The organism is Mesorhizobium sp. L-2-11, assembly GCF_016756595.1.
Lineage (GTDB): Bacteria > Pseudomonadota > Alphaproteobacteria > Rhizobiales > Rhizobiaceae > Mesorhizobium.
This window is the reverse complement of record NZ_AP023257.1, coordinates 1,707,519-1,720,646: the sequence shown is the minus strand read 5'-3', so window position 1 is coordinate 1,720,646 and position 13,128 is coordinate 1,707,519. Positions and strand designations below refer to the sequence as shown.

Annotated in this window: 11 protein-coding genes; 7 read left to right on the top strand and 4 right to left on the bottom strand. The window is 64.0% G+C overall.

Going from position 1 to position 13,128, the window contains the following annotated elements:
- The first annotated feature begins 26 nt into the window (after positions 1–26).
- The 7 genes from JG739_RS08375 (at position 27) to JG739_RS08345 (ending at position 8,392) form a co-directional block, all read left to right on the top strand.
- Positions 27–1,280, top strand: coding sequence for an ABC transporter substrate-binding protein (locus JG739_RS08375; RefSeq protein WP_202366051.1), 1,254 nt, complete (start codon positions 27–29; stop codon positions 1,278–1,280).
- Positions 1,281–1,443: 163 nt separating this feature from the next.
- Positions 1,444–2,400, top strand: coding sequence for a carbohydrate ABC transporter permease (locus JG739_RS08370; protein ID WP_202366050.1), 957 nt, complete (start codon positions 1,444–1,446; stop codon positions 2,398–2,400).
- Positions 2,397–3,341: a carbohydrate ABC transporter permease gene (locus tag JG739_RS08365; RefSeq protein WP_027153273.1), complete on the top strand. Its 945-nt coding sequence runs from the start codon at positions 2,397–2,399 to the stop codon at positions 3,339–3,341. Before JG739_RS08370 ends, JG739_RS08365 begins: the two co-directional genes overlap by 4 nt.
- A gap of 4 nt (positions 3,342–3,345) precedes the next feature.
- Positions 3,346–4,461 (top strand): ABC transporter ATP-binding protein, encoded by a 1,116-nt coding sequence (locus JG739_RS08360; RefSeq protein ID WP_202366049.1) that lies wholly within the window; start codon positions 3,346–3,348, stop codon positions 4,459–4,461.
- Positions 4,461–5,963 carry a GMC oxidoreductase gene (locus tag JG739_RS08355; RefSeq protein ID WP_202366048.1) on the top strand — a complete coding sequence of 501 codons (1,503 nt, stop codon included), beginning with the start codon at positions 4,461–4,463 and terminating at the stop codon, positions 5,961–5,963. Before JG739_RS08360 ends, JG739_RS08355 begins: the two co-directional genes overlap by 1 nt.
- Positions 5,960–6,721, top strand: a complete 762-nt coding sequence (locus JG739_RS08350; RefSeq protein WP_202366047.1) for a 3-ketoacyl-ACP reductase — start codon at positions 5,960–5,962, stop codon at positions 6,719–6,721. The genes JG739_RS08355 and JG739_RS08350 overlap by 4 nt, the downstream gene beginning before the upstream one ends.
- A 12-nt stretch (positions 6,722–6,733) precedes the next feature.
- Positions 6,734–8,392, top strand: coding sequence for a GMC family oxidoreductase (locus tag JG739_RS08345; RefSeq protein WP_202366046.1), 1,659 nt, complete (start codon positions 6,734–6,736; stop codon positions 8,390–8,392).
- A 29-nt stretch (positions 8,393–8,421) separates the two neighbouring features.
- Here JG739_RS08345 and JG739_RS08340 read toward each other — a convergent pair whose 3' ends face one another.
- From JG739_RS08340 to JG739_RS08325, 4 genes are all read right to left on the bottom strand, one after another.
- On the bottom strand, positions 8,422–9,267 hold the full coding sequence (locus JG739_RS08340; protein WP_202366045.1) for an EamA family transporter: 846 nt from the start codon (positions 9,265–9,267) through the stop codon (positions 8,422–8,424).
- A 7-nt stretch (positions 9,268–9,274) separates the two neighbouring features.
- Complete coding sequence (locus JG739_RS08335) at positions 9,275–10,189, bottom strand: endonuclease/exonuclease/phosphatase family protein (RefSeq protein WP_202366044.1); 915 nt, start codon at positions 10,187–10,189, stop codon at positions 9,275–9,277.
- A gap of 97 nt (positions 10,190–10,286) precedes the next feature.
- Positions 10,287–11,837 carry a cation:proton antiporter gene (locus JG739_RS08330; protein ID WP_202366043.1) on the bottom strand — a complete coding sequence of 517 codons (1,551 nt, stop codon included), beginning with the start codon at positions 11,835–11,837 and terminating at the stop codon, positions 10,287–10,289.
- 216 nt (positions 11,838–12,053) lie between these two features.
- A complete protein-coding gene (locus JG739_RS08325; RefSeq protein ID WP_202366042.1) occupies positions 12,054–13,118 on the bottom strand; it encodes an ABC transporter ATP-binding protein in 1,065 nt (354 codons plus the stop codon).
- Between the last annotated feature and the right edge of the window lie 10 nt (positions 13,119–13,128).

The following is a 13,128-nucleotide window of genomic DNA, read 5'->3' as shown; positions in this document are numbered from 1 at the left end:
TGTAGCTGCAACAAGGGAGGAAGTACATGTTGCGCAAACTGCTTATCGGAACGGCTCTCGGCTCGGGTCTTGCGTTCGCGGCCCACGCCCAGGACGTCAAGGAAGTCGAGATGCTACATTGGTGGACGTCTGGCGGCGAAGCGGCTGCCTTGAACGTGCTCAAGGAGGATCTGGCCAAGCAAGGCTTTGCCTGGAAGGACGTACCCGTGGCCGGCGGCGGCGGCGACGCCGCCATGACCGCGCTGAAGGCGATGGTCGCGGCCGGCAACTACCCAACCGCCTCGCAGATGCTCGGCTATACCGTGCTCGACTATGCCGCGGCCGGCGTGATGGGCGACCTGACCGAGACGGCGGTAAAGGAAGGCTGGGACAAGTCCGTTCCGGCCGCCCTGCAGAGGTTCTCGGTCTATGACGGCAAGTGGGTCGCGGCTCCGGTCAACGTCCACTCGGTCAACTGGCTGTGGATCAACAAGGCGGTGATGGACAAGATCGGCGGCACCGAGCCCAAGACCTTCGACGAATTCATCGCGCTGCTCGACAAGGCCAAGGCGGCTGGCGTCATCCCGCTCGCGCTCGGCGGCCAGAACTGGCAGGAAGCCACCATGTTCGATTCGGTCGTGCTGTCGACCGGCGGACCTGAGTTCTACAAGAAGGCCTTCAACGACCTCGACGAGGAGCAGCTGAAGTCCGACACGATGAAGAAGTCGTTCGACAACCTCGCCAAGCTCGTCACCTATGTCGACCCGAACTTCTCCGGCCGCGACTGGAACCTAGCCACCGCCATGGTCATCAAGGGCGATGCGCTGGTGCAGGTCATGGGCGACTGGGCCAAGGGCGAATTCAACGCCGCCAAGAAGACCCCGGGCACCGACTTCCTGTGCTATCGCTTCCCGGGAACCGACGGCAGCGTGGTCTACAACTCCGACATGTTCGGCATGTTCGACGTTCCGGAGGACCGCAAGGCCGCCCAGGTCGCCTTGGCCACCGCCACCTTGTCGAAGAGCTTCCAGTCGGCTTTCAACGTCGTCAAGGGCTCGGTCCCGGCCCGCACCGACGTGCCCGACACCGACTTCGACGCTTGCGGCAAGAAGGGCATGGCCGACCTGAAGGCCGCCAACGAAGGCGGCACGCTGTTCGGTTCGCTGGCGCAAGGCTATGGCGCGCCGCCGGCCGTCGCCAATGCTTACAAGGACGTTGTCTCGAAATTCGTCCACGGCCAGATCAAGACCTCGGACGAGGCCGTGACCCAATTGGTCAACGCGATCGAAGACGCAAAGTAAGAACCGGCATGAAAGGACCTTCCCCGCTGCGGTGGGGAAGGTTCCACCAAGCCAGGATGGTCGGCCTCTGGTCGGAATGGCGCCGGCGATCGACCAACACGCCCCGTCTCGCGGGGCTATCCTTCCCCGCCTGGCGGTGAAGGGACCCGAAAGGGAGGAGCCCATGACTACGGTCACGACCCAGATTAAGCTGACGCCGGAGCATAGTGCCCGCCCGGGTGTCTCGATGCGTTCGCGCCTGCAGGACGCGCTGCCGAAGATCGTGCTGGCGCCAAGCTTTGCGATCACCATTGTCTTCGTCTACGGCTTCATCCTGTGGACGGTCTATCTGTCGTTCACCAATTCCAAGACCTTCCCGTCCTATGCGCTGACCGGGCCGCGGGCCTATCAGCGGCTGTGGCGCTGGACCTTCGAGAGCGACCCGCCGTCGAGCTGGTACACCTCGATTATCAATATGGGCATTTTCGGCTTTCTCTACATCTTCATCTGCCTGGCGCTCGGCCTGTTCCTGGCGATTCTGCTCGACCAGAAGATCCGCGGCGAAGGCATGTTGCGGCCGATCTACCTCTACCCGATGGCGCTATCCTTCATCGTCACCGGCGTCGCCTGGAAATGGTTCCTCGATCCCGGCCTCGGCCTCGAGCAGACGCTGCACCAGTGGGGCTGGACGAGCTTCCATTTCGACTGGATCAAGAACAAGGATTTCGTCATCTACACCGTGGTGATCGCCGGCGTCTGGCAGGCCTCGGGTTTCATCATGGCGATGTTCCTCGCCGGCCTGCGCGGCATCGACGGCGAGATCATGAAGGCGGCGCAGATCGACGGCGCAACCACCTTCCAGCTCTATCGCCGCATCGTCATCCCGCTGCTGCGGCCCATCTTCCTGTCGGCCTTCATCGTGCTCGCCCACCTCGCCATCAAGTCCTACGATCTGGTCGTCGCACTGACCAGCGGCGGGCCAGGCGGCTCGGCCTGGCTGCCGTCGAACTTCATGTATGAGTATACCTTCAAGCGCAACGAAATGGCCGTCGGCTCGGCCAGCGCCGTGATCATGCTGATGACCATCACCGCGATCATCGTGCCCTATCTTTATTCCGAGCTCAGGGAGAAGCCGCGATGAGCGTCATTGCCACGCCCGCTCGCCAGAGCACTGGCGGCATCAGCGCCAGGACCGTCAACCGCATCGTCATCTATGGCCTGCTGGCGCTGTTCGCGCTGTTCTACCTGATGCCGCTGTTCGTCATGCTGGTGACGTCGTTCAAGACGATGGACGAGATCCAGAACGGCAACATGCTGGCGCTGCCGCAGGCGCCGACCTTCGAGCCGTGGCTGAAGGCGTGGGGCGAGACCTGCGTCGGCCTGACCTGCGCCGGCATCAAGGGCTATTTCTGGAATTCCATCAAGATGGTGGTTCCGGCGGTGCTGATCTCGACGCTGCTCGGCGCGCTCAACGGCTATGTCCTGACCAAATGGCGCTTCCGCGGCCACACGCTGGTCTTCGGCCTGATGCTGTTTGCCTGCTTCATTCCGTTCCAGTCGGTGTTGTTGCCGATGGCGACGATCCTCGGCAGCCTCGGCCGTTTCGGCGTGACGCTGCGCAACGCAACGGGATTTTCATTCGGCTTGGGCAATCCGACGGTCAACCTGGTCTTTGTCCACGTCGTCTACGGGCTCGGCTTCACCACCTTGTTCTTCCGCAATTACTACGAGGCGTTCCCGACCGAACTGGTCAAGGCGGCACAGGTCGACGGCGCCTCCTTCTTCCAGATCTTCCGGCGCATCATGCTGCCGAATTCGATGCCGATCTTCGTCGTCACCGTCATCTACCAGTTCACCAACATCTGGAACGACTTCCTGTTCGCTTCGGCCTATGCCGGCACCGGCGACGCGATGCCGATGACGGTGGCGCTGAACAACGTCGTCAACACCTCGACCGGCGTCGTCGAATACAACGTCAACATGGCGGCGGCGATGATCGCCGCACTGCCGACCCTTCTCGTCTATGTGGTCGCTGGCCGCTATTTCGTGCGCGGCCTGATGGCCGGCGCCGTCAAAGGATAATCGAATGGCTTTTCTCGAAATTGATGGGCTGAGGAAGCGGTTCGGATCGGTCGAGATCCTGAAGGGCATCGACCTCGATCTCGAAAAGGGCGGCTTCCTCGTGCTGGTCGGCCCGTCTGGCTGCGGCAAGTCGACCTTGCTCAACACCATCGCCGGCCTGGAAACCATCACCGAAGGCGAAATCCGTGTCGACGGCCGGACGATCAATGATCTCCACCCCTCGAAACGCGACATCGCCATGGTGTTCCAGAGCTACGCGCTCTATCCAAATATGACCGTCGCCGGAAACATTGCCTTCGGCATGGAGATGCGCGGCGTGCCGGCTCAGGAGCGCCAGAAGGCGATCGACAAGGTGGCGAAGGTGCTGCAGATCGGCCACCTCCTGCAGCGCAAGCCGAGCCAGCTCTCCGGCGGCCAGCGCCAGCGCGTCGCCATGGGCCGGGCGCTGGTGCGCGACCCCAAGCTCTTTCTCTTCGACGAGCCGCTCTCCAATCTCGACGCCAAGCTGCGCGTCGATATGCGCATCGAGATCAAGCGCCTGCACGCGACCACCGGCACCACGATCGTCTATGTCACGCACGACCAGATCGAGGCGATGACGTTGGCCACCAAGATCGCGGTGATGCGCGACGGCGAGGTGCAGCAGTTCGGCACGCCTGCCGAAATCTACAACAACCCGACCAACCTGTTCGTTGCCGACTTCATGGGCTCGCCGGCGATGAACCTGATTCCGGCGACGATCGGCGGCAATGGCAATGCGCTTTCCGTGGTGCTGCAGCGCGAGGCGCGCGAGCCGATCTCGCTGCCGCTGGCCGATGCGCCGACGGGTCTGTCGGCATTCCACGACAGGCCGATCATTTTTGGCGTCCGCCCCGAGGCCCTGACCGATCCTGAAGGGGCAGAACGCAACGCATCGAACATCGCCACCGCCGACTGTCACATCGAGGTTGTGGAGCCGGCCGGTTCCGACACCTTCGCCGTCACCAACCTGGGCGGCAAGGCGGTGGTGGCGCGGCTGCGCGCCGACGCCAACATCCAGCCGGGCACCAGCACGCCGCTCGCCTTCAACCTGACCAAGGCAGTGTTCTTCGATCCGGCGACCGAGAACCGCATCCTCTGATGACAAACCCGGACATCGTCATCATCGGTTCCGGCATCGGCGGCGCCACGATCGCTTCCGGCCTTGCCGGCAGTGGCGCCTCGATCCTGATGCTGGAGCGTGGCGAACAGCTGCCGGCGACGCCGCATACCCGCGACACGCGCGCCATCTTCGTCGACGGCCACTACCGGCCGAAGGAAATGTGGCGCGAGGCCGGGGGTGCCGCGTTCAATCCCGGTAACTATTACTACGTCGGCGGCAATTCGAAATTCTATGGCGCGGTGCTGATCCGCTACCGCAGGGAAGACTTTTCGGAGATGGAGCACTATGGCGGCGTCTCGCCGGCCTGGCCGTTCTCCTATGAGGAGTTCGAGCCCTGGTACTCCAGGGCCGAGCAGCTTTTTCGGGTGCGCGGCGCGCTCGGCGAAGACCCGACCGAGCCGTTCCACTCAATCCCCTATGCCTTCGGGCCGGTGCCGGACGAGCCGCCGATCGCCCGCGCCCGCGCCGAACTCAAGGGCCTCGGCCTGCATCCGGCATCGCTGCCGCTCGGCGTCGACATCGACGCCTGGCTAAGAGACGGCAAGACAGGTTGGGATGCGTTTCCCAACACCGGGACCGGCAAGGTCGACGCCCAATCGGGGCCGCTGACAGCGGCACTTGCCGATCGGAACATCAGGCTCGAGACCGGTGCTCATGTCGAATACCTCGAAGCCTCATCGGATGCCACGACGATCGCAGCCGTTCACTATCGTCAGGACGGCACGCTGAAGAAAGTGACGCCGAAACTGGTCGTCCTCTCGGCCGGCGCGGTCAATTCAGCGGCCATCCTGCTGCGTTCGCCTTCCCCCAGCGGAAAGGGCCTTGCCAACCGCTCCGACCAGGTCGGCCGCAACTTCATGAACCACAATTCGAGCGCCATGCTGGCGATCGATCCGCGCCGCAGGAACACCTCCGTCTACCAGAAGACGCTGATGCTCAACGACTACTATTTGTCCGATGGCAAGGGCGGCAAGCCGCTCGGCAACGTCCAGCTTCTCGGCAAGATCGACGGTCATATCCTGAGGGCCAACGTCAAGCTTGCACCCAAATTCGCGCTGGACTTCATGGCCGGCCACGCCGTCGACTGGTACCTGATGTGCGAGGATCTGCCCGATCCCGAAAGCCGCATCATGGTCGATGGCAAGGACATCGTCATGCAGTGGCGGCGCTCCAACATGCAGTCGCTCGACGGGCTGACCAAGGTGATGCGTGAAAACTTCCGCGCCTGCGGCTATCCGATCGTCCTGTCGCGGCCTTTCGACAAGCGCACGCCCTCGCACCAGTGCGGCACGGCCAAGATGGGCGACGATCCAGCAACCTCGCCGCTCGACCCGTTCTGCCGCTCGTTCGACCACCACAACTTGTTTGTCGTCGACGCCAGCTTCCTGCCGAACTCGGCCGCGGTCAATCCGGCGCTGTCGATCGCAGCACAAGCGCTGCGCGTTGCCGACCACATCCGCAAGACGGATCTTGTCGCATGAGCCGCCCGGCAGCTATCGTCACCGGCGGCGCGCGTGGCATCGGCCTTGCTTGCGCCGAAGCCCTGGCCGGTGCGGGCTTCGATATCCTTGTCGTGGACCTTGCCGAAAAAGCCGGCGACAGGCTTGCCGCTGACATCACCGCCCGCGGCGCGAAATTCGCCTACCACCGCAGTGACATCGCCGACCTCGACGGCCACGCCGCATTGGTCGATGCCGCGACGAGCGCCTTCGGCCGCATGGACTGCCTGGTCAACAATGCTGGCATCGGCGCCGTGGTACGCGGCGACCTGCTGGAATTGAAACCGGAAAACTTCGACCGCATCCTCGCCATCAATCTGCGCGGCACCGTCTTCCTCAGCCAGGCCGTTGCCAGGGCGATGCTTGCGGCGCCGGGTGATTTTCCAAAAACGGTCATCACCATCACCTCGGTCAGCGCCGAAATGGCCTCGCCCGAACGTGCCGACTATTGCATCTCCAAGGCCGGGCTTTCGATGTGGGTGAAGGCCTTGGCGCTGCGGCTCGCTCCCGAAAATATCGGTGTGTTCGAGGTGCGGCCGGGCATCATCCGCACCGACATGACATCAGGCGTCACCGCCAAATACGACGCGCTGATCGACGGCGGGCTGGTGCCGGCGAAGCGCTGGGGCGAAGCCGCCGATATCGGCGCCGCCGTAGCGGCACTCGCCGGCGGCAAGCTCGGTTTTTCGACCGGCTCGATCATCAATGTCGACGGTGCGCTGTCGGTGCCGAGACTGTGAACAGGTGACGCCATGACCGACTACATCATCGTCGGCGCCGGCCCGGCCGGCTGCGTCCTGGCCAACCGGCTGAGCGAAGAGCCATCGAATTCAGTGCTGCTGCTCGAGGCCGGCGGCAAGGACTGGCACCCGCTGATCCACATGCCGGCAGGTTTCGCCAAGATGACCAAGGGCATCGCCGCCTGGGGCTGGTCGACCGTGCCGCAAAAACACATGAAGGACCGCGTCTTCCGGTACACGCAGGCCAAGGTGATCGGCGGCGGCTCCTCCATCAACGCCCAGATCTATACACGCGGCAATGCCCGCGACTACGACGCCTGGGAGAAGCAAGAGGGCCTTGCCGGCTGGGGCTATCGCGACGTGCTGCCCTATTTCAAGCGGGCCGAGAACAACCAGCGCTACGCCAACGATTTTCACGGCGACCAGGGTCCGCTCGGCGTCTCGAACCCGATTGCGCCGCTGCCGATCTGCGAGGCCTATTTCCGCGCCGGACAAGAGATGGGCATACCCTTCAATCCGGACTTCAACGGGATAGCCCAAGAAGGCGTCGGTTATTACCAATTGACGCAGAAGGACGCGAAACGCTCCTCCGCCTCGGTCGCATATCTCAGGCCGATCCGCGCGCGAAAAAACCTGACCGTCAGGACCGATGTGCTGGTCACGCGCATCGTCATCGACAAGGGCCGCGCCGTCGGTGTCGAGATCGTCGACAGGCCGGGCGGCGAGAAGAAAGTCCTGCGCGCCGAGCGGGAAGTGATCGTCTCGTCCGGCGCCATCGGCTCACCGAAGCTGCTGATGCAGTCGGGCATCGGCCCGGCCGACCATCTGAAGTCGGTCGGTGTGACGCCGGTGCACGATCTGCCCGGCGTCGGCTGCAACCTGCAGGATCATCTCGACCTGTTCGTCATTGCCGAATGCACCGGCGACCACACCTACGACAACTACGCCAAGCTGCACCGGACGGTGTGGGCCGGCCTGCAGTACCTGCTGTTGAAAAAAGGCCCCGTTGCCTCCAGCCTGTTCGAGACCGGCGGCTTCTGGTACGCCGACCCTACCGCCGCCTCGCCCGACATCCAGCTGCATCTCGGCCTCGGCTCCGGCATCGAGGCCGGTGTCGAGAAACTGAAAAATCCAGGCGTGACACTGAATTCGGCGTTCCTGCGCCCGCGCTCGCGCGGCACGGTCCGGCTGAACAGCGCCGACCCCGCCGACCATCCACTGATCGATCCGAACTACTGGTCCGACCCCTACGACCGCGACATGTCGATCAAGGGGCTCAAGCTGGCGCGCGAGATCATGCGGCAGAAGGCGCTGGCCCCTTACGTGCTGCGCGAGGTGCTGCCGGGGCCGACACTTACCAGCGACGACGAACTGTTCGACTATGCCTGCCGCAGTTCCAAGACCGACCATCACCCCGTCGGCACCTGCCGCATGGGCCATGATGCGATGAGCGTGGTGACACCGGATCTCAGGCTGCATGGTATCGAGGGCTTGCGCGTCTGCGACGCTTCGGTGATGCCGCGCATCCCCTCCTCCAACACCAATGCGCCGACCATCATGGTCGGCGAAAAGGGCGCCGATCTGATCCTTGACCGCGACCCGCTGCCGCCGGCCGTGTTTTCGGGCAACTACAGCGCCACGCGTCCCACGGACCTGCAACGGACGCTATAGCACTTTGACTTGCGCATGATCCGCAACGCTTATCCGAGCCTCAGCGCGACGACGCCGGCAACAATGCTGAGCACGGCGGCACCCCGCCAGGCGGTCATCCTCTCGCCGAGCGCAAACACCGAGATCATCAGGGCGAACAGGATCGAGGTTTCGCGCAGCGCCGCGACCGAGGCGATCGGCGCCTTGGTCATCGCCCACATCACGATCCAGTAGGCGGCGCCGCTGAGCACGCCGGTGTACACGCCCGCCTTCCAGTCGCGCGCCAGCGCCGGCAGCGCTTTTGGTCCGCGAAAGATCAGGCACAGCACCAATGCCCATGCCGCATCGCAGACGAACAGCCATGCGGCATAGCTTGACGCCGTCGCGGCCAGCCGCGCGCCGCTGCCGTCGGACAGCGTATAGCCGGCGATGAAAATCGAGGTGCCCAGCGCAAAGCCGACGGCGCGCAGGTTCAGCCTCTCCAGATGCGCGCCGCCGCGAAACGACAGCACCAGCGTCCCGGCCGACAAAAGAACAATGCCGAGGATGGCCAGCGGCGCCGGAACTTCGGCGACGATCACGATGCCGCCAAGCGCAGCCAGCAGCGGTGCGGTGCCGCGCGCCAGCGGATAGGTCTGGGCGAAATCGCCGGCCTTGTAGGCGCCGATCAGGAACGTCCTGTAGCCCATATGGAAGACCACCGAGGCGATGATGTACGGCCACACTTCCGCTTTCGGCACCTCGACGAATGGCAGCGCCAGAAGCGCCACGGCGCCCATGCCGAGCGTCATTAGCGTGATCGACAAAAAGCGGTCGAGATGGACCTTGACCAGCGCGTTCCAGATCGCGTGCATGGCGGCGGCGGCAAGCACCGCGAGGAAGACGGACAGGGTCATCGGCGGCTCATCCGCCTTCGGCCCCCGTCGCGAACGGCGTTTCCAGGTCGATGTCGACGCGCAGCGGAAAATGGTCCGAGGCGATTTCGCCGATATCGGCGCTGACCGAGCGCACCCGTCCCGCCAACATTCCGCCGACGAAGCAGTGGTCGAGCCGTCGCTTTGCCAGCCTGCCGTCGATGGTCTTCACATGGGTGTGGAAATCCGCCGTCGGTTCGCTGGCGACGGCGGCGGCATCGACAAAACCGCCGAGATAAGCGGCACCGCGATGATAGGGCGTGCTGCCAACGATGCGCCGGTACTCGGCGCTGCCCGGCTCCATGTTGAAATCGCCCATCCAGATCGCCGCCAGCGGGTTTTCCGGCTCCGGCTCGCCATTGCTCCAGTTGCGCGCGGGCTCATCGTCGGCGCCGCTCCACGGGCCGCCGTCGAACGGCGCCCGGCGATGCTCGGCGAGCAGATAATCGATCTGCTCCAGCCGCTCTTCGGCGGCAATATGCGCCAGATGCAGCGACAGCACCCGCACCGGGCCGGCCGGGGTGTGGATCATGCATTCCAGCGCCGCGTTGCGGGTGTTGAGCGGACGCACGGTGCGGCGCAGCGGCAGCGTGTGCAGGCGCGACCAGACGATCGGCAGCTTGGACAGGAGCATGGTGCCGAATTGCCGCCGCCGGTTGACAATGCGGCCGTCACGCCGCTCGCTGGCGTCCATGTCGAACGCCGGCCCGTAGACCCAGTGATAATCAGGCAGCAGTCGCGAAAGGATTTCCGGCTGGTCGTCCTCGTTGGTCCGCAGCCAGTGCCGTTCCACCTCCTGCAGCGCGATGATGTCTGCGCCAGCGACTATATTGGTGCAGCGCGCCAGATCGTAGCGACCATCGCCGCCGAACCCGTACTGGATGTTGTAGCTGACCAGCTTCATTGCTTATCCGGCTCAATTTCCTGAAGGCAGTAGCGATTCGGCGGACCGGCTGCAATGTGCAGCCGGGTGGAGAGAGCTTGGGCCAGACAGCGCGCGGCTAAGTCGTCAGCGGCTGGAAACGTCCTGGCGGAGAAGCGGCCAATTCCGACCAGTCGATTTCCTCCTCCAGGCGATGATACGCTTCGTCGCCGATCGTTCCGTCGACACGCAGCTGTTCCAGCGCGTCACGCTGGCTCTTGATGGCATAGAGGCGCAACCTGTCGTACTCGGTCGCTGCCTGGGCATCCTTCGGGTTTTCAGCGATCGTGCGCTGTGCGGCAAATTGCTCGCGGACCACGGCCGCGGCATTCGATGTCTTGCCGCTCAACACGTCCAACGCTGCCTGCATGATGGCGACGCGCGCCTGCGCGACCTCGCGGTCGACAGTCTCGTCCGGATCGAGACGAAGCAAGCCCAGCAGCGGCCTCAGGCTGATGCCTTGCAGCACCAGGGTGCCGAGCACGACCGAGAACGCGGCGAGTACGATCGGGTCGCGACCGGGAAAGTCAGCCGGCAAGGCAAACGCTGCCGCAAGGGTGACGAGGCCGCGCATGCCGCACCAGCCGATCAGCACGCCGCCGCGAAACGACGGGGCTTCGGCCTGCCGTTCTGCGTCACCGAAGCTGGCAAGCCACCTCATGATCGCGCCGCATCCCAGCACCCAGACGAGACGCGAGACGATGACGACAGCCAGCACGGCTGCGGCAAAGACAAACGCCTCGGCTTGCCCCTGTTCGGCCAGCCGGCCGACGATCGACCGTGCCTGCAGTCCCATCAGAACGAAGGCCAACACGTTGAGCACGAACACCGCCGTCTCCCAGACCGAATAGGAGCTGACGCGATTTCTGGCCGGCATGCGGCGCGGCGCGGTGCGCGCGATGGTCATGGCATAGACGACGATTGTTATAATGGCGGAGAGCCCGATGCTGTCGGCCAGGATCCAGACGCCGAACGTTCCGGCAAATTGCACCACAGTGCCGCTCGCCGGGTCCTCGATCCGGCTGAGCGTGGCGAGAGACAATCGGCCGAGCACGTAACCAGCGGCAAGGCTGCCGACCGTCGACAGCAAGATCATCGGAACAGCGCTGCTCAGCAGGATGGAGCCGGCAGCGGCGGAAACCGCCATACGGTAGATCAGGAGTGCCGTGGCGTCGTTGAGCAGGCTTTCGCCTTGCAGGATCGCGGTGACGCGGTGCGGCACCTTGAACTGTCCAAGCACGGCCGACGCCGCGACGGCATCGGGCGGCGCCACGATCGCGCCAAGGGCAATAGCCGCAGCGATCGGCAGGCCTGCCATTGTCCATCCGACGAGCGCGACGGTCGCAGTGGTGAAAATGACGGCGCCAAGCGCCAGCAAGACGAGCGGCAGCCTATAGCGATTGAGGTCGCGCAGCGAGGTGTCGTAAGCCGCGTCAAGAAGCACGGGCGCGACGAACAAGGCGAGCGCCAGTTCGGGATCGATCTCGATGGTCGGCGCAAACGGTAGGAAGGCGATGCCTGCGCCGGCCAACGCCAGCAAGGAGGGATAAGGAACCTGGAGACGCCGCGACAACGCCGCCAGCGCGACGGCAATCAGCAGGAGAACAAGGGTCAGCTCGAAAAGTGCCATGCGTCATCGTAGCGGCGAAGCCGGGCGATTGGCACTGCAAAAAAAGGCGACGGCATTGGCTGCGGTGAATGGTGAATGGTGAATGGTGAATGGTGAATGGTGAATGGTGAATGGTGAATGGTGAATGGTGAATGGTGAATGGTTGCCGCAGAGAAATTTCGGCGCGTCAAGTGCCTTCTACTATTCACTATTCACCATTCACCATTCACTCTTCCCCTAATGCAGCACCAGCATGTCGCCCGACGAGAACGAAATCTCGGCCCTTTCGCCGACGGCGGGCGGCGGGGTGGCCGGGCTGTTGAACGTGTCGAGCGACACCGTGCTGCCGCCGATGCCAACGCGAACCCGGATGACCGAGCCGAGGAAATGCACTTCGGTGATCTCGCCCGAAAGGCTCGCGTCGCGGCCGGGATGGCGGCCGAGCGAAATCGCCTCGGGCCGCAGCGCCAGCGACAGCGTGTCGCCGGACCTGGAGCCGTTGAGCTTTCCATGCAGCGAGATCTCTTGCGAATTGACGCGCACCTTGCCCGACGTTGCATCGGTGACGGTGCCCTCGAGCACGTTCAGTGTGCCGACGAAATTGGCGACGAACTTGGTCGCCGGCCGGTTGTAGATCTCGAACGGGGTGCCGACCTGCTCGGCCTTGCCGCCATACATGACGGCGATGCGGTCGGAGATCGACAACGCCTCTTCCTGGTCGTGGGTGACGAAGACGGTGGTGATGCCGAGCTTCTTCTGGATCGAGCGGATTTCCTCGCGCAGCGACACGCGCACCTTGGCGTCGAGCGCCGACAGCGGCTCGTCGAGCAGCAGGAGCTTCGGCTTCGGCGCAATCGCCCGCGCCAGCGCGATACGCTGCTGTTGACCGCCGGAGAGTTGGTAGGGATAGCGGTCGCCCATCTGCGGCAGCTTGATGAGGTCGAGCATCTCGGCGACGCGCCTGTCGGCATCGGCCTTAGGCATGCCGGCGACCTTCAGCCCGAAGCCGATGTTTTGCGCCACGGTCAGGTTTGGAAACAGCGCATAGGCCTGGAACACCATGCCGACATTGCGCTGGTTTGGTTTGAGCCGGGTGATGTCCTTGCCGGCCACGACGATCTTGCCGGCGCTCGGCTCCTCGAAGCCGGCGACCATACGCAGCACTGTCGTCTTGCCGCAGCCCGATGGCCCGAGGAAGGAGACGAATTCGCCCGGCTCGACTTCGAGGTTAAAATCCTCGACGACGGTGGTGGCGCCGAAGGATTTTCGAACCTGCTGGATGGAGAGGAATGGCTCAGCCATGGCTTTTCTT

Bases quoted from the DNA above. Each gene is read 5' to 3' on its own strand.
- JG739_RS08375 (WP_202366051.1), top strand. From the start codon at position 27: ATGTTGCGCAAACTGCTTATCGGAACGGCTCTCGGCTCGGGTCTTGCG.
- JG739_RS08340 (WP_202366045.1), bottom strand. From the start codon at position 9,267: ATGACCCTGTCCGTCTTCCTCGCGGTGCTTGCCGCCGCCGCCATGCAC.
- JG739_RS08365 (WP_027153273.1), top strand. From the start codon at position 2,397: ATGAGCGTCATTGCCACGCCCGCTCGCCAGAGCACTGGCGGCATCAGC.
- JG739_RS08325 (WP_202366042.1), bottom strand. From the start codon at position 13,118: ATGGCTGAGCCATTCCTCTCCATCCAGCAGGTTCGAAAATCCTTCGGC.
- JG739_RS08345 (WP_202366046.1), top strand. From the start codon at position 6,734: ATGACCGACTACATCATCGTCGGCGCCGGCCCGGCCGGCTGCGTCCTG.
- JG739_RS08370 (WP_202366050.1), top strand. From the start codon at position 1,444: ATGACTACGGTCACGACCCAGATTAAGCTGACGCCGGAGCATAGTGCC.
- JG739_RS08360 (WP_202366049.1), top strand. From the start codon at position 3,346: ATGGCTTTTCTCGAAATTGATGGGCTGAGGAAGCGGTTCGGATCGGTC.
- JG739_RS08355 (WP_202366048.1), top strand. From the start codon at position 4,461: ATGACAAACCCGGACATCGTCATCATCGGTTCCGGCATCGGCGGCGCC.
- JG739_RS08335 (WP_202366044.1), bottom strand. From the start codon at position 10,189: ATGAAGCTGGTCAGCTACAACATCCAGTACGGGTTCGGCGGCGATGGT.
- JG739_RS08330 (WP_202366043.1), bottom strand. From the start codon at position 11,837: ATGGCACTTTTCGAGCTGACCCTTGTTCTCCTGCTGATTGCCGTCGCG.
- JG739_RS08350 (WP_202366047.1), top strand. From the start codon at position 5,960: ATGAGCCGCCCGGCAGCTATCGTCACCGGCGGCGCGCGTGGCATCGGC.